This is a genomic window from Nocardia colli (assembly GCF_008704205.1).
In the GTDB taxonomy this organism is placed as follows: Bacteria; Actinomycetota; Actinomycetes; order Mycobacteriales; family Mycobacteriaceae; genus Nocardia; species Nocardia colli.
Map to the genome: position 1 here is coordinate 37834 of NZ_VXLC01000025.1, position 16013 is coordinate 53846.

The 16013-nt window shown below is 67.9% G+C and carries 13 protein-coding genes; 6 read left to right on the forward strand and 7 right to left on the reverse strand.

All coding sequences use genetic code 11. From position 1 onward, the window contains the following. Positions 1–91: 91 nt before the first annotated feature. Both F3087_RS36830 and F3087_RS36835 read right to left on the reverse strand, forming a co-directional pair. On the reverse strand, positions 92–481 hold the full coding sequence (locus F3087_RS36830; protein WP_223885628.1) for a VOC family protein: 390 nt from the start codon (positions 479–481) through the stop codon (positions 92–94). Positions 482–597: 116 nt separating this feature from the next. Further along, complete coding sequence (locus F3087_RS36835) at positions 598–1131, reverse strand: QsdR family transcriptional regulator (protein WP_150406760.1); 534 nt, start codon at positions 1129–1131, stop codon at positions 598–600. A gap of 136 nt (positions 1132–1267) precedes the next feature. Between F3087_RS36835 and F3087_RS36840 the strand changes: the two genes are divergently transcribed. Further along, entirely contained in the window at positions 1268–2134 is an 867-nt protein-coding gene (locus tag F3087_RS36840; RefSeq protein WP_223885629.1) for an SGNH/GDSL hydrolase family protein, read from the forward strand. Between the two features lie 323 nt (positions 2135–2457). On the opposite strand, the gene F3087_RS36850 is transcribed toward F3087_RS36840, so the two are convergent. Genes F3087_RS36850 through F3087_RS36860 form a run of 3 tightly spaced genes read right to left on the reverse strand, consistent with a single transcriptional unit; the run spans position 2458 to position 7608 of the window. Further along, positions 2458–3897 carry a SagB family peptide dehydrogenase gene (locus F3087_RS36850; protein ID WP_150406762.1) on the reverse strand — a complete coding sequence of 480 codons (1440 nt, stop codon included), beginning with the start codon at positions 3895–3897 and terminating at the stop codon, positions 2458–2460. Between the two features lie 11 nt (positions 3898–3908). Further along, entirely contained in the window at positions 3909–5795 is a 1887-nt protein-coding gene (locus F3087_RS36855; RefSeq protein ID WP_191094328.1) for a TOMM precursor leader peptide-binding protein, read from the reverse strand. Then, a complete protein-coding gene (locus tag F3087_RS36860) occupies positions 5785–7608 on the reverse strand; it encodes a hypothetical protein (RefSeq protein ID WP_150406764.1) in 1824 nt (607 codons plus the stop codon). The genes F3087_RS36855 and F3087_RS36860 overlap by 11 nt, the downstream gene beginning before the upstream one ends. A gap of 205 nt (positions 7609–7813) precedes the next feature. On the opposite strand from F3087_RS36860, the gene F3087_RS36865 reads away from it, so the two are divergent. The 5 genes from F3087_RS36865 to F3087_RS36885 all read left to right on the forward strand — a co-directional run bounded on the left by F3087_RS36865 (position 7814) and on the right by F3087_RS36885 (position 12770). Next, positions 7814–8011 (forward strand): hypothetical protein, encoded by a 198-nt coding sequence (locus F3087_RS36865; RefSeq protein WP_150406765.1) that lies wholly within the window; start codon positions 7814–7816, stop codon positions 8009–8011. A gap of 178 nt (positions 8012–8189) precedes the next feature. Then, positions 8190–8990: a tryptophan 2,3-dioxygenase family protein gene (locus F3087_RS36870; RefSeq protein ID WP_150406766.1), complete on the forward strand. Its 801-nt coding sequence runs from the start codon at positions 8190–8192 to the stop codon at positions 8988–8990. Beyond that, positions 8987–10117: an aminotransferase class V-fold PLP-dependent enzyme gene (locus F3087_RS36875; protein WP_150406767.1), complete on the forward strand. Its 1131-nt coding sequence runs from the start codon at positions 8987–8989 to the stop codon at positions 10115–10117. Before F3087_RS36870 ends, F3087_RS36875 begins: the two co-directional genes overlap by 4 nt. Next, a complete protein-coding gene (locus F3087_RS36880; RefSeq protein ID WP_150406768.1) occupies positions 10114–11154 on the forward strand; it encodes a methyltransferase in 1041 nt (346 codons plus the stop codon). Before F3087_RS36875 ends, F3087_RS36880 begins: the two co-directional genes overlap by 4 nt. 50 nt (positions 11155–11204) lie before the next feature. After that, on the forward strand, positions 11205–12770 hold the full coding sequence (locus F3087_RS36885; protein ID WP_150406769.1) for a phytoene desaturase family protein: 1566 nt from the start codon (positions 11205–11207) through the stop codon (positions 12768–12770). On the opposite strand, the gene F3087_RS36890 is transcribed toward F3087_RS36885, so the two are convergent. Further along, the gene (locus tag F3087_RS36890; RefSeq protein ID WP_150406770.1) at positions 12749–14350 is read right to left on the reverse strand and encodes an FAD-dependent oxidoreductase; all 1602 of its coding nucleotides are present in this window, start codon (positions 14348–14350) and stop codon (positions 12749–12751) included. The genes F3087_RS36885 and F3087_RS36890 overlap by 22 nt on opposite strands. Before the next feature lie 109 nt (positions 14351–14459). Then, the gene (locus tag F3087_RS36895) at positions 14460–15503 is read right to left on the reverse strand and encodes an AraC family transcriptional regulator (RefSeq protein WP_150406771.1); all 1044 of its coding nucleotides are present in this window, start codon (positions 15501–15503) and stop codon (positions 14460–14462) included. Between the last annotated feature and the right edge of the window lie 510 nt (positions 15504–16013).

Consider the following 16013-nt stretch of genomic DNA (forward strand, 5'->3'; position numbering starts at 1 on the left):
CAATCAGCAATCAGCACCACGGGGAGGTCGTTCAATTGACGAATCCGAGGAACCGATCCGAGTCGCCTGTGCACTTTGTCAGGGCCGGACGCTACATCCACTCGGTGAGGCGGACGATGATTCCGTTGGGGTCGCGCATTTGGAAGTATCGTTCGCCTGAGCTGCCTTCCCATTTGGAGAAGACGGGTGGTGTGATGATTTCGACCCCTGCTTGCCGGAGTCGGGAGTACTCGGCGTCGACGTCGTCGATGACCAGTACGATGATCATGCCCTTGTTCAAGGGGCCGGCGACGGATTCCGGGACGAAGTCGGGGGCGCCGACGCGCAGGAATGCGATATGGAGGTCGGCTTCGGCGGAAAAGACTACGGCCAGGCCATCATCGGAGATGGTGTCGGTGAAGCCGAGGTGTTTGATCAGGAAATCGGCCGAGACATCGGGATCCGGGACATTGACCATGATTGCGCCGCCGAGGACGTTCAAACGTACCGCCTCCCTTTCGCCGGGTCAGGTTGCGGGCAATTTGCTTGAGTGATCCTAACCCGCCAACTCCGGCCCACTCAGTGGCCTGCGCCACTCGCGCAGCGCGGTCGGGACCCTTATTTGAGTAATCGGCGGATCACGGCTGCGGCGGCGTCGATGTCGTCGGGTTCACCGGTGATGAGTTCACGGAAGTAGAAGGACTCGCCGATCCGGACGATCGCGTAGGCCAGGGTGTGGGCGTCGATGTCGTCGGGTTCGCCGACATCCTCGCGGATCAGTTGCGCGATCGAGGCCACGAAGCGTCGCTGAATGACACCGTCGCGGGAGGTCAGCACCTGTAAAGCGGTGTCGGTGTGCTGCGCGACGAAGGTCCGCATGGCCGGATATCCGGCGGACAGATACAGGCAGCGTCGCACTATTTCGGCGACGCCGGCCGCACCCTGCCCACCGCACTCGCGGCGGATCTCCGCGAACCCCGCGGTCGCGATCACCCAGATGACTTCGCCGAGGATCTGCGTCCGATCGCCGTAGCGCCGGTACAGCGTCGAACGGCCGATACCGGCGGCCGTCGCCAGCGCTCTGGCGTCGATCCAACCGTCGCGGAGAAACATCTCGACTGCGGCGCGCAGCACCGGATCGGTCGACGTCAACTGGGGAATTGGGGAATCTGGCGGCGCGGGCGTCATCGATTCTAGTGTGGCATGGGACACCATTGATCGAGTGTCCCAGCCCTGGCCGATCATCCGAGCCAGGGCGATTCGCATTGACTTGCACAGGAGAATGTCGATGTCCAAGCGACCCGTATTCATGGCCATCCTGATCACCCTCGCGGGCACCGTCGCCGCGCCGGTCGCCGCCGCGGAACCGGAGGCGACCTCGTCCGACTATCCGTCCTACGTCGCGCTCGGCGATTCCTACACGTCGGGATCGTTCCTCCCGTTCGTGGCCCCGCTGTGCGCCAGGGCCGACCGCAACTACCCCCGCCTGGTCGCGGCCGCGATCAAACCCAAGTCCTTCACCGACGCCAGTTGTGCCGGCGCGACTACGAAGGCCCTCACCGATCCCCAGGTGGCCACCGGCAATCCACCACAGTTCGACGCACTGAAACCGGACACCGCACTGGTCACCCTAGGCATCGGCGGCAACGACATTCCGGCCTTCGACGTCGTGTTCAACTGCGGCGTGCGGGACGCGGCGGTCCCGCACGGCTCCCCCTGCAATGACTTCTACACCAGAGGCGGCACCGACACGCTGGCCGAGCAGGTCCGCGACGTCGCCCCCAAAGTCGGTGCGGCACTTGACGGTATCCACCGGCGATCACCGAAGGCCAAGGTGCTGCTCGTCGGCTATCCGGTGGTGCTGCCGGAAACCGGCCCCGGCTGCTGGCCGATCGTCCCGATCTCCGACGGCGACGTCCCCTTCCTGCGGGACACGATAAAACTGCTCAACCAGGTCCTCACCGAGCAAGCAGCCCGCCACAACGCCACCTACGTGGACACTTACACCAGCAGCATCGGCCACGACATGTGCCAGGCCCCGGGCACGAAGTGGCTCGAAGGCCCTATCCCCACCGACCTCGCCGCCCCGCTGCATCCCAACGGTCACGGCGCTCAGAACCAAGCCCGTCAGGTACTCGCCGAACTGCGCCGCTAGTCGACCCGATACCTGAATAGACACGCCTGCAACCAGATTCGGCTCTCCCCCAGCACCGGGGGACGACACCTCTGTCGTCGAAGAACTGCCGCGCGGACCGTCGTCCGAGAGGGTGGCGAGCCAACGGCGACCGCGGCGCCCTGCTCGGGCGAACCCTGCTCGTCATCCCCGCCTTCAGCCGCGCCTGGCAGTGGCCCGAGCAGGGCGCCGCGGTCGCCGCAAGCCACCACCCTGATCGCTTGGCCATCGAGCAGTCGCGCCAAAGAGGTTGCTGCACTGATTCGTTCAGCGGCGACACTGCGTGCCCCCTACCCTGCGCAGGCTCACCCGCACGGGTGAATCCGATGTTCCAGGGTCGAGACCGCACGCGGCACGCCGATCAGCAAGGCGGCCAGCACGGTGCGGTCGGCAGTGCAGCCGAGATGAGCAATGAAATCGGGACTTTCGCCGGAGTAGATGCGGGCGGCGAGGCCGAGTGCGGCGGCAGCGAGGGCTCCTCGCTGGAGGACGACACCCGCATCGGCTTGCACTATTCGATACCAGCGGGCTCCGGCGGCGGCGATGCCCGCGCGGAAATCGCCGACCGGCAGGAGAGCGGCAGCGGCCTCACCGACGATGGGGTGGTATCGGATGGAATCATCAACGCCACGGGCGATTTCGATGAGCGCGTGTTCGGCGGGATCGTAGCGGTACAGGCCGGATGCGAGCCCGTCGACCCGGGCGGCGAGGCAGTACAGTGCCGCTCCCCGGCCGAACCCCATCCAGCGGTCGGCGACCGCACCGACCAGACCGGCCAACCGGTTCATCTCGATGGCGCGAGGGTAGAACCCGTCAGCGGGTGACGATCGGCTCTCGATGCCCGCGTCGATGGCTACCGGTATCCGCGGGAGTGCGACCGTGCGCCCGGCCTCCACCGGATATGGCGGCGGTTCCGCCGCCAGGTTGTCCGGCGCTGTCACGGATGCCGCGTGCAACGCCGCCATCGCCGGCAACTTGTCCGTGATCGCCGGTGTGCGCTCACTGGCAGCGGCCGGAGCCGACCCGATCAGCTCCGCGGTGCTCTCAGCCCCGGTGTCCTCCCCGACGAACATCATGGCCAGCGCGGCCTCTGCGCGCGGATCGAGATCGAGCAGGGCATTCACCGACTCGTCGGCGAAGTGCAGGCGGGTGTCCACGGCGGTGGCCAGGCGCGCGGCCACCGCCTCGGCCTGAGCGGCGAGCACGCCGATTTCCTGTGTCTGCAAGCGGTATCCGAACTCACCGTATTTGAATCCGTTGCGCCAGAATCGAGTTGCGAGCACGACCAGCGCGGCGGGCAGGATCTCCGGCGGATCGGGCACCAGCGCGGACAGCGCGCCACGGTGATCGCCCGGTCGCAACAGCTCGAGGCAGTGATGCGCCGAATCATAGTGATAAAGACCGGTTTCCGGACCGCCAACGGCGACATAGGCAGTCAGCGGATACAGCGCACCGCCGGACGGAGCGGACCGTCCGTGCTGGATGTTGACCGCGCCGGGCACCGGCATGCCGTCGTGGTCCAGCACCGGCGTCCACAGCACCCGGGTGACGCCGCACAGCTCGAGCAGCAGTGCACCGATCGACGCGGTGGCGGGTTCCTCCTCGTCCCAAGGCAAGTTCACTCGCTCGGCCTCGGGGTAATGCTTATACCGCGCGGGAGCGACGTTCCAGTCGATCGGACCGTTCGCGGGCCTGCGGCTGCGATCCAGGAATGTCGTGAGCAATGAACCGATCTCGGCGCTCATCGACCGCCTCCTCAGGGGAACGGATGCGGATACGGATTGACCTCATCTGCCGCGAGGTCACGGTCGGCGTAGCCGAGAATTCTTGGTGCTCTGCGGATTCGCGGCAGTCCGTGCACCCGGCGGTTCCGGTGGCCGAAGGTCATCGGCAGCGTGCCGGGCACGAGGACCTTCGCACAGGCGAACCCGCCCGCACGATGTTCCGGCGAGGTCTCGTCGACCACAAGCACATCGAGACCGCTCGCCACGTAGCGGTCGGCGAGCTGCCGCAGATCCTCAGTGAGATCGGTATATTCGGGCCACGAGTCGCCGGATATCGATTCGAGCGGGCCGTCGATAGGCAGAAAACCCAAGCGCGCAAAGGCCTCCGGGTGGCCGTAGAGGATGCTGTGGTCGTCCATGTCGGCGACTTTGTTGTCGTCGGCGACCAGCCGGCCGGCGGCTTCGCGATCGTAGCGGGCGACGAATCCCTCCAGCATGGCGACCATTTCCTGCACGCCGCTCAGCAACGCCTGCTCGGCGAACACATGCGCCGCCGCCCCGCACAAGACCCGCGGCCTGCCGTCGTCGGGCGTCCGATCGACGGCCATCAGCCAATACGCCGGCACCTTCGCCTCGGTCGTGCAGTCGAAAGCCATTACCTCGTAGCCGAATTCATGCGCGACGAGATCCGCGAGCAGCGGAATCCGCCGATCCACCGCAGAATTCAGGTCCACCCGCGGTGCGGGTAGCCGGGCATACCAGGTGAGCAGGAAGGCATCCCGCTCGGTGACCTCCAGCAACCCGTGCAGGGCAGCCTCCGCGAGCGAACTCCCGACGGCGCAGCCGTTCGACGTCTCGTAGGCGAAACGCCCGCCGTGCACGCCGTAGTAGGCCAGGCACTGCGGCACCAGCACCGGTTCGGCCCTGGCGAACGAGTACGCCCACAACCAGGGAATTTCCAGGTCCGGGTGGTAGCGATGGAACGGGAAGCCGGGAGCGTTGTATCCCTCGTCGGAGTACAGGCCGAAGCTGCGCGGATCGATGGCTCGGTCCGCGACGGCGGAGTACGCGGCACGAACCGCCGTGCCCGCGCCGCGAGGACGTTGTCCGCCAAGGCGTTCCAGCGCCTCGGCGACCGCGGCGGCCTTGGTCGCGTCGACCTCGAAGCCGCGCCCGTAACCGTGGCTGCTCGCGGGCGCCTGCTCGGATTCGAGTGCCGCCTTGGACATCGGGCAGGTCGCGGTGGTCCAGGTGGTGATCGCGCGAACCATCCCGGTGTCCGCGTCGACGTAAATACGTTGCAGCTCAGGTAGATCCGCGGTGAGGTCGCGAGTCCGCAGCCGCCGCGGGTGTGGCTTCGGCGTCGGCGCGAGCAAGGTCCGCGCGAAGTCGGAGCTGCTGCCGGGCGGCTCCGCGCAATCCGGGCACAGCGGGTCGGCCATGATCGGGTGGGCGCTGATGGCCGCGGTTTGCAGGTCCAGGCTCCACTGGGTGGCATCCGATGTGCCGGCCACCAACCGCTCCACTTCAGCGACCGCGAGCGCCGCGGCGGCCGCCGCCGTGGTCTCCAACAGCAACGGCGAGGGACGACGCAGCAGTGCCGCGCCGAACTTCTCGGTCAACGCCGCACGCTGGGGCGCGTCTGCCCGATTGTGTTCGCGGCGGCGGTGCGCGCAGGTCGGACAGCCCGGCTTGCCGGGCAGGCGACCCGGTCCGACGAGCACCCGAGTGTGGTTCAGCCGCAACGGAACCCAGGGCATGTCAACCATCGGCAGCGCAGTGTCCTCGCCATCGTCGGCGACGACCAGCGCGGCGCAGGATTGCCGGTCGCCGGTGGCGCGGTTACCCGCTGCGGTCAGCGCCGCTCTGACCGCAGCGGCGAGCAGTCCTTCGCCGGACACGGCGACCTCATACCCCATCGAGCACCACCCGGACCGCATGCACGAGCGTGACGTCGCTGTCGAGCAGCAAGGCGACGGGCGCGAAACCACACTCGGACAAGGCTTTGGCGAGCAGACCGGGATCCTCGGACGTCGCCACGGTCGCGGCGGAGCAGCTACTCGGATGGCCCTGCCAGGCCACCAGCGCGCGTTCCAGGCCGGCCCGAATGGCGTCCGGTGCGGTGGCCGCGCAACTCACCACCTCGTCGCCGTGCTCGGTCCGCACAACGTAGGCCGGTACGCCAAGGATGTCGCCGAGGTCCGCCACGGACGTCCGGCACCCCGCCAGATCCAGCTGGTGCAGGAGCCGAATCCCTGCCTCGTCGAGCGGCATTCGACCCGTGTCCAGAGCGGGCCGCACCATCCACACCGCCCGGCGCTCGACGAGCAATGATTCGCACTGCTGGCGCAGCCCCCACGCGATGGCATCCGCCTGCGTGAGTCCCGCGGCGACGCCGACGAGCGATGCGCCATCCAGCGCGAATGATGTTGACAGAGTGCGCGTTTCCCCAGTCACCAGATCGATGCCAGTGGTCGTCTCCGCCGCGTCCACGCTGAGCCACGCGTAAACGGCCAGTGCCCGCAGCACCGTGCGGGTGCGAGCAACGCGCTGGTCCGGCCCCCACCCGACAACTTCCGCGAGAGCGTCTTCGGCCGGTATCACCGCGGCCGGATCGGAGACCACGGCACGGCAGAGCGCCAGCGGGAACTGCGTCAAGTTACCCTCGTCGAGAACGCTGAGGACGCCGGTGTACTGATCGACGAGACCGCCGGCCCGGGCGAGCAGATCATCCGGTGTCGCCGCGATCGAACCATCCGCCGCTCGTGGATCACGTTCGGCGGCAGCGTGAATCGGCGCAACGCTGTGCGTGGTCAGGTCCAGGGTCCGCAGATCCAGCCGAGCCACGCGAGGTCCGCTCGGTGCCGGTAGCGCGGCCAGTCCGGTGCGATATCGGAAGGACCCGAGGACCAGGTGCGCGGCCAGCACGGCGGGCACCGGTCCGCTGATCCAGCGATTCGACCCCGAAGCCCCGGCGGCTTTACGGTTGGCCCGCAGTCGTTTCCAGCACGCCGCACTGTCGGCCGGAGCGCCGACCTCGGAAATCCACGCTTCGTCGATCTCGATCAACATCTGCCCGAGCGATACGCCATCCGGACAGGCGTCGGCAAAGGTGGCCAACTCGTTTGCGGCACTGGCGATTTGCAGAACGACATCAGTGTCGCACAAGTCCGCCGTCGACAGCGCCGCGACGCTGCGCACCCGCTGCCGATCGTCTCGCCGCGCGGCTTCGGTGGCCCGCGCCAGCCCCGGGCCGATCTGCTCGGTCGCCACAACGCGAACATCGGCCCAACCCGATCGCACGCCGGCCGCGACCACGGCGGTGACGACGGCTTCCGTCCCCGTTGCGCCGAACACCGTCACCCGGCCCTCGCGATGCCGTTCGAACCGGTGCTCGGGCGAGTCGATCGCGCACGCGAGGAAGGCGATCTCGCGGGCGTAGATGCCCTGGTCGGCCACCGAGAGCCGATGCGGAAGGTCGGCCTGCGCGTCGGTCAGGAATCCGTGCTCGTGCAGCGCGGTCACCATGCCCTCGACCGTGGCCCGCTGCTCGGCGGGCAACGCCGCGGTCAGCTCGTCCAGGGTCAGTTCACCGTTCAGATACGGCTCGAGCCGGCTGAGCCAGTCGAACGCCCGAGCTCCGCGCAGCGTGCGCGCGCCCCGGTCGCCGAACAGGTACACCCCGTCGGGGCAGGGCACATAGCGCACAGCCGGATCCAAACGTGGACGCATGCCGGACTCCTCTCGCCTCGTCCAGCACGATCACACGCGCGACGGTCCGGCCGACAGGGCACGAATTCCCGAACCGGCCGGGAATCTTCCCAGCCGGACCGGGCCACCGCCCGGCCGCGGCGGGGACATCTGCCCTGTCGACCGGGACGACGCGACGCGCATATTCGACATTCCTGCTCAACCCATTCCAGGAGAGGACCGGCGCATGCCTACCATTTCGGCGAAACTCGCCCTCGAATTGCTGAATCTCGAGCCAGAAGACCTGACCATGGCCGAGGACCGCTCGGCCCCGTCGGGCCTGATCCCGCCGTGCGACTGCAGCGGTTGTTGCACCTGCGGATACTGCGTCTGCAACTGCGGCAACCGGGACGGCGGAATTCTGATCGACGAGCTCGAAGGATAACCACCCGTCGAAAGGGCTTCCCGGCAACCGGTTTCGACCGATTCCCGGGGAGCTGCCGGGGCCCCGAAAATCGGGGGCAGGCTGGCCGATCCGGTGGACGGACCGCGGGGATGTGTCCGCGAGTGCCGATATGCGACTGTGGCGCAAGCTATTTCGGCAATTGCCAGGAGGGGGCGTCTTGTCCACGATCGAGGGAAACACGGCGGAGGACCGGTTACGCGAAGCGCTGTCCAAACCGATGTTCAATACGGTACTGAAGGCGTGGGTCGGCGACGGCACCACCGACTACGAGGTCTATCTGCGCACCGGCGAGCTGTTGTCGTTGCAGACGGAGGTCGGCCGGCTCACCGACTCCGATGAACTGATGTTCCAGATCGTGCATCAGGCTCAGGAGGTCTGGCTCAAGTTGCTGGCCCACGAACTCGCCGGGGTGGTCGGCGAATTGGACCTGGACGAGCTGTGGGAGGTGTCCGCGCGGCTGGACCGGACGATCCGGATCGCCGAATGCCTGGCCCGGGAGCTGCGCGTCCTGGAGACCATGACGCCGGAGACCTACCAGATCATCCGGCGCAGCCTCGGTAACGGCAGCGGCCAGGAATCCCCCGGTTACAACGCGGTCCTCACCGCCGCCGAACAGGTCGGCGCGGCACTGGAGCGGCTGCTCGACCGCCGCGGCGTCCGCATCGCGGAGGTCTACGCGACCGCACAGCCCGCGCTCGAGCGAATCTGCGAACTGCTGCTCGACCTCGACGAGCGGTTCCAGCTGTGGCTCGTCACCCATTTCATGCTGGTGCGCCGGACGATCGGCATCGGCCACGGGGTGAACGCCCTGGACGGGGTGCCGACCAGGGTACTGACCGGGCGGATGACCAAGCCGCTGTTCCGCACGCTGTGGCAGGTCAGAACCGAGCTGACCGAAAACTGGAGTCGCGCAGGCGGATACGCGCCGGGCGCGGCGAGGCGGTCGCGGACCCGATGAACGCGCCGACCCCGCTCCGATCGCTGCGCGCGGAGTTCCCGGTGCTCGAGACCTGCGTCTACCTGAACAGCAACTCGACAGGCGCGCTGCCCCGCGGCGTGCAGCAGGTGCTCGATCGCTACTGGGACACGATGCGCGCCTGGCGTGACGACGCGTGGGGCGGTTGGCTCGACGAACTCGCCGCCTATATTCGCACCCTGTCCGAATTCCTCGGGGCCCCAACGGGAACGGTGGTCACCGACACCAATCTGACCACCTTGCTCGGCCGGCTCGCCACCTGTTTCGACTTCCGCGGCGAGCGCACCCAGGTGCTCACCACCGACAGTGAATTCCCCACCGTGCCGTTCCTGTGGCAGGGCTTCGCCAGATACGGCGCCGAACGGGTGGTGGTCGACTTCGACACCGACGCAGTGGTTTCCGCTATCGACGAGCGCACCTTGCTGGTCTGCGTCGCGCACGGCACCTACACCACCGGTGCGCTACTCGACCTCGAACGCATCGTCGAGCGCGCGCACGAGATGGGCGCGCTGGTCATCGCGGACACCTTCCAAACCGTCGGCGTAGTACCGCTGGACGTGCGGGCGCTCGGTATTGATTTCGTCCTCGGCGGCGCGGGCAAATGGATGTGCGGGGCACACACCGCATTCCTCTACGCGCGCAAGGAACTCCTGCCGACGCTGCGCCCCGCGGCCACCGGATGGTTCGCCGGCCGAGACCCACTGTCCTTCCGCCCGGCCGAGGACTGGGCACCAGACGCGCAGCGCCTGGCCGGCGGCACACCGATCCCGCTCACCGCCATGATCTCCCGGGTCGGCCTCGAACTGCTTGCCGCAGTCGGCACACAATCGATCCGCGAGCATTCGCTGCGCTGCACCGATCGCATCCTGACCCGGGCCGCCGACGCGGGCATCCCGGTCCGCACCCCGCGAGCGGTGCGGCAGCGCGGCGGCGTCGTCTGCCTGGCTTTTCCGGGCGACGAGACGGTGCGCAAGCGGTTGGCCGCGCGCGGCCTGGTCTGTAGCTGGCGCGAGGGCATGCGGGTGGCCCCGCACGCGTACAACACCCTCGACGAGGTCGACGCGTTCATGGACGCGGTGATCGCCGAGCGAACAGCATTGCGCGGATGAACCCGCTCGTCATCTCGCCCCGGGCCTTGATGAGCCTGCTCTTCAACGCAGACAAGGCAATCGACGTCGTGCGCACCGCGTGGGAAATGGGCATCCTCGACGCGCTGGAAGCCGGGCCCGTCACCCTCGGCGCGCTGTGCGCTCGATTCGAGCTGGTCCCGGCCCGCCTGTACAAGCTCCTCGACTGCCTCGAATGCCTCGGCCTCGTCACCAGAACCTCCGCGGACGAACTGCACGGCAACGCATTTCAGTCGCGCGAGGGCGCGTGCGCCGCCGTGGCCGATGTCCTAGGCCCGGCCTCGCTCGAACGGGACCGCGACGGCTACCCGTGGCGAACGCTGTACGGCAGACTGCCCGACGTGCTCCGCGGCGAGCACAGCATGCCACCGGAAGCATTCACCTGGCCGCTCGACAACGCCGACCAGGTCGCGGGCTTCGAGCAGAGCATGGCAGCCGGAATCGGCCCCATCGCCGAGGCTTTCCGCACCCACACCGCGCTGTGGCACACGGACGGCGAACTGCGGCTGCTCGATGTGGGCGGCGGTGACGGCACGCTGGCGGTAAGCCTGCTGCACGACAACCCCGGATTGCACGTCGACGTCTACAACCTTCCAGCCCTGCGCCCCCTCGTGGACCGGACCCGGGCAGAGTCGGACCACCGCGACCGGCTCGGCTTCGTCGGCGGCGACTTCCTCGCCGAGCCGCTCCCGTCCGGATACGACGTCCTGTCCTTCGTGCGGGTACTGCACGATTGGCCACGGCAGCAGGCCCGCGAACTTCTGACCAACGCCTACCGCGCTCTCCCGCCGGGCGGGCGAGTCCTCATCTGCGAGGAATTCCGGGACGCCGAGCGGCTCGCCCGGCAGTTCTTCTGGTCGTATTTCCTGATCGGCGTCGACACCTGCGCCAGCATGCTGCGCGCGGTGACCGACTATCTCGAATTGCTCGGTGACGTCGGTTTCCGCGACGTCGAGGTGCTCCCCGGACCGTTCGAGATCGTGGTCGCCACCAAGCCGGATCCGGAGCCGGTCCGTTGAGTGACAACAGATCTCGACGGCGCACCGGTGCGGCTGGTCGACTTGGCGGTATGCAGACTTTCGACCACATCTTCGTCGGCGGCGGCCATAACGCGCTGGTCGCGGCGGCCTATCTCAGCAGAGCCGGATACGAGGTCCTCGTCATCGATCGCAACGATCGGGTCGGCGGATTCGTCCGCAGCGCCGAGTTGGCGCCGGGGGTGACCTACGACCCGTTCTCCTCCGCGGTCCCCCTGTTCGTCAGTGGTCCCGCCTGGCGCGACCTCGGGCAGGACCTGCAGAAGCAGGGCTTGGAGATCCTGCAACCCGAATTCCCGACAGGTGTGTCGATGGAAGACGGCACCACCGCGGTGTTCCCCCGCGATCCCGTGGCGCTGGCCGAAGAGGCCGAACGGCTGCATCCGGGCGACAGCTCGGCGGTCGCCGAGATCGTCTCGGCGCTTGGCCCCGCGACGGGCGACGCCTTCGGGCTGATGAGCCAGGACCTGACCGCGGATGCGGCCCGAGCCACCCTGGCCCGGTTGGTCAGCGACGGCAAGGGCTGGTCCGAGATCGCCGAAACCGCGGTGGACAGCGCGCGCTCGGCCGTGTCGGAGGTCGAATCTCCGGCCATGCGAAGCCTTCTCGGCTCCTGGCCGGCGCACGTGAGTCACGGGCCGGACGACGCGGGCGGCGCGTTCTGGACGACGATCTTCCCGCTCGGCTTCACCGCGGCCGGCAATCCGATTCCGCAGGGCGGCATCGGCAAACTCGCCGAGGCGCTCGGCGGCATCATCACCGACAACGGCGGTGTCGTGCAGACCGGCGCCACCGTCACCCGGATCCGGGTCGCCGACGGGCGCGCGGTCGGCGTTCAACTGTCCGACGGCAGCGGGTACCGGGCCCGCAACAGCGTCGTCGCCTCGGTGAATCCCGACCAGCTCTACGAGTGGTTGCTCGCGGAAGCCGATGTGCCCGAACGCATTCTGGCGCAGGCCCGCCGATACCGCTACGGCACCGGGCTGTTCCAGCTGCACCTCGCCACCTCGGCGCCGATTCCCTGGACGGACAAGCGGTTCGAGCGGATCGGCCAGCCGTTCCTCACCGATTCCCTCGACGGACTGTCGCTGCATGTCGCGCAGGCGCGGGCCGGCCTGCTGCCCGCGTGGCCGACGATGACCGTCGACTGCCCGACCGCACACGATCCGACCCGGGCCCCGGCCGGTACCAGTGTGTTGCGCGTCCAGGTCACCGATGTGCCCACCCGGCCGCGCGGCGACGCGGCGGGATTGATCACCACCGACGGCACCTGGAACACCGATGTGGTGAACCGTTTCGCCGATCGGGTGCTCGAGGTCGTCGAACGGCATGTCCCCGGCTTGACCTCGACGATCGTCAACCGGGCGATCGTCACCCCCGTCACGCTCGCCGCGTTCAACCCCAACAGCGGTCCGGGCGACCCCTACGGCGGCGCCCAGGATCTCGCCCAGAGCTTCGCGCTGCGTCCGATCGCCGCCGCCCCGGGGCACCGCACCTTCATACCCAATCTCTACGTACTCGGCGCGGGCACCTGGCCCGGCGCGGGCGTCTCCGGGAACTCCGGCTACATCGTCGCTCAGTATCTGCTCGACCCCTGACCGGATCGCGCGTGCGGCACCTGCGCCATCGCCGCCTCGGCCATGGCGCAGATCGTCAGGCTCGGATTCACGCCGACGTTCGCCGGCACCGCCGAGCCGTCGCACACGAGCAGGTTCGGGTAGCCGAAAACCCGGTGATATCGGTCGATCACACCGTGCTCGGCGTCCGCGCCGATCACCGCGCCGCCCAGGAAATGCGCGGTCATCGGCGCAGAGCCGAGGGTCTCGCCGAGCGCGGCCAGCGGACGGCCACGCATTCTGGCCGCAGCCAGCCGAGCCACCCGACGAGCGACGTCCACGGCGGATTCCCCTCCTGCGCCGGAGCCGGTGGACTCCGTGCGCAGCCGCCCCGGACCGAACCCGCGGCGCAGCCGCAGCGAGACATCGGTTCCCCGCATCACCGTGAAGATCACGGTGCGCCGCGACCACTTCCCCCGGATCAGCACCTGCGCCAGATATCCCGGGTAACGCCACAGGAATTCGCCCCAGCGGCCCGGCACTGAGCGAGCGGACGTGGCGGGCCCGTAGGCCAGCGCGAGCAAGCCACCACCGTCGCCGTAGGTGTTGTTGGTGATGTGGGTGTGGCCGTCGAGGAAGATGCTCGAGGTGATGGCGATATCGCTGCGATAGTCGGCCGTGGCACCGGTGGACGCCGCCGGAATCGATTCGTCGTTGGTACGCACCATTTCACCGAGCCGGGCCGATAAGCCGGGCAGCGATCCCTTGCGTTTGCACGCGCTCAGCAGTTCGTTCGTGCCGAGCGCACCTGCCGCGACAACGACACCGCCGGCGGTGAATTCGCGCGATCGCCGCCGCCAGGAGCCGGGCTTGCGGGCACGCACCCGATAGCCGCCCGCCGGAATCGGAACGATATCGACCACCTTCAGGTCGGGAGTTATTGTGGCGCCGGCCTTTTCCGCCAGCCACAGATAATTCTTCGGCAGCGTGTTCTTCGCGCCGTAGCGGCAGCCGAGCATGCACTGCCCGCAATGCACGCAGCCGGTCCGCGCCGGCCCGGCACCACCGAAGTAGGGGTCGGGCACGGTCTCGCCCGGCGCCCCGAGAAACACCGCGACCGGCGTATTCCGATATCCCTGTGGCACACCGAGATCCGCGGCCAGCTCCCGCATCAGGGCGTCGACCGGCCGCTCCCCCGCGTACGGCCGCACGCCGAACATCCGCGACGCCGTCTCGAAGTGCGGCGCCAATTCCGCCCGCCAATCGGCCAGTTCGCCCCACTGCGGATGCCGGTAGAAATCGTCGCTCTGCGGTCGATACATCGTATTCGCGTACACGAGGCTGCCGCCGCCGACGCCGACCCCGGCCAGCACCGTCGCATGCCGATACGGCGCCAGCCGCAGGATTCCGCGCAATCCCAGCATCGGCAACCACACGAATCGCCGCAGCTGCCCGGCCCGTTCGGCGAACTCGTGATCCGCGAAACGCCGGCCCTGTTCGAGTATGCCGACCCGATATCCCTTCTGCGACAACCGCAGCGCGCACACGCTCGCGCCGAACCCGCTGCCGACCACGAGCCAGTCGAAGTCGAATCCCGCTGGAGCGGATAGGGAATCAGCCACGTCACGTCCTTCGGGTCACCCTCTTCCCGCCGAACACTATGGTGCGCGGCGGGGACCGGACAGCACCCGAAGCGACGTTCGATTGACACTTTCCGACGGATCGCGAAATCTAGCCGACCAGTTCGGGAACCGCGGCGGCAGCATCGCCACGGCTGCGATACTCCTGCGGCGGATACCCTTTCCAGCGCCGGAAGGCCCGGATGAACGAGGCCGACTCCGAATAGCCGAGGCGCATGGCCACCTGCTCGGTGGTCATATCGGTCCGGTCCAGCAGGCCGAGCGCCAGGGTCTGTCGCACCTCGTCCAGCAGCGCCCGGAACGACACGCCCTCGTCGTTCAGCCGCCGCGAAAGCGTGCGCGGGCTCATGAACAGTTCCGCGGCGACCTGCACCTGATCCGGAATCTCACCGGGATCGCGCACCAGCAGTTCCCGCACCGCACCCGCGATGCCGATCCGGGCCTGACGGTCGTCGAGCAGATCCCGGCACAACTGCACATACGCCTGCCTGGCCCATTCGTTGGCCTGCGGCAAGGGGGCGTCGAGATAGGCGGCGTCGAAGGCGAACTCGTTGACCGGTGCGGCGAACATCGGCTCCACACCGAACATTTCGAGATAGCGAGTGGTGTCGGCCGGTCCGGGATGACGGAATCGGACCCGGGTGGCCGGGACACCGACGGTGAACAACTCGCGGCCGATCGTCTGAATACCGGTCAGCACCCGCTCGGTCAGGAACGCCCGCACGTCCTCGGGCATCTCGTGATCGTCGAGCACCAACCGCGCCTCGCCACCGGATTCCTCGAACGACAACTCGCCGAACGCGAAGGCCAGCCCGACGTAGCGCAGCGCCACCTCCACCGCCTCCCGCAGCGTGCGGCTGCTCAGCAAGGCCAGACCCCACGGCCCGTACATGGAGATGTGATACCGGCCGCCGGCCACGACACCCAACCCCGGCTCGGCGCCGAACCGAGCCAGCAGATTCCGCACCACCATCACCTCTTGGCGCGCGGTGACCTCGGCATTCGGATCGTCCACCGATTCCGGTCGCAGACCGGTGCCCGCCAGGCACTCCACCGGGGCCATCCCCCGCTCCTGCGCCAACCGCGTCACGATGTGGACGCTGGAGGTGTTGCGCAGCAGATCCCAGTCGAACATTCGCGTAGTCCTCATCGACTTGCCAACCAGCCACCCACCCGATTTGGCGAAACGTAGCAAGCACGCCGACCTCAGCTGGGCAGAACGACAAAAGCATTGTGCCACCCCATGTCTGAGACACACACCCAGATGCTCGAACCGAGCCGCGGACCACCCATCGTCATTCCTTTGCCAAATGTTAGCTGTGATTCTAATCATACTAGCAGAACGCTAGTAAATAGCGGGAAGGCTCGCTACCTTCGGTACCGCAAGTCATTTCCAGTAAGCAGTCCCGAAGGAAGGTAAGAACCTTGATCCCACTCGTCCTAGACACCGGAAGCGCCGCGCTGTCCGGGCTCCTCAACACGATCGGAGCCCTGTTCGGCGGAATCGGAAACACCCTGTGGACCGGATCTTTCGGTCGCTGATCTGAGCCAGGGCCGGCCTCGTATCCCCCTGCGCGAGGTCGGCCCGTTCAGCAGATCGCTCCGCCATCGAGGCGACTCGACCTCGCGATGTGAAAGCCGAAAG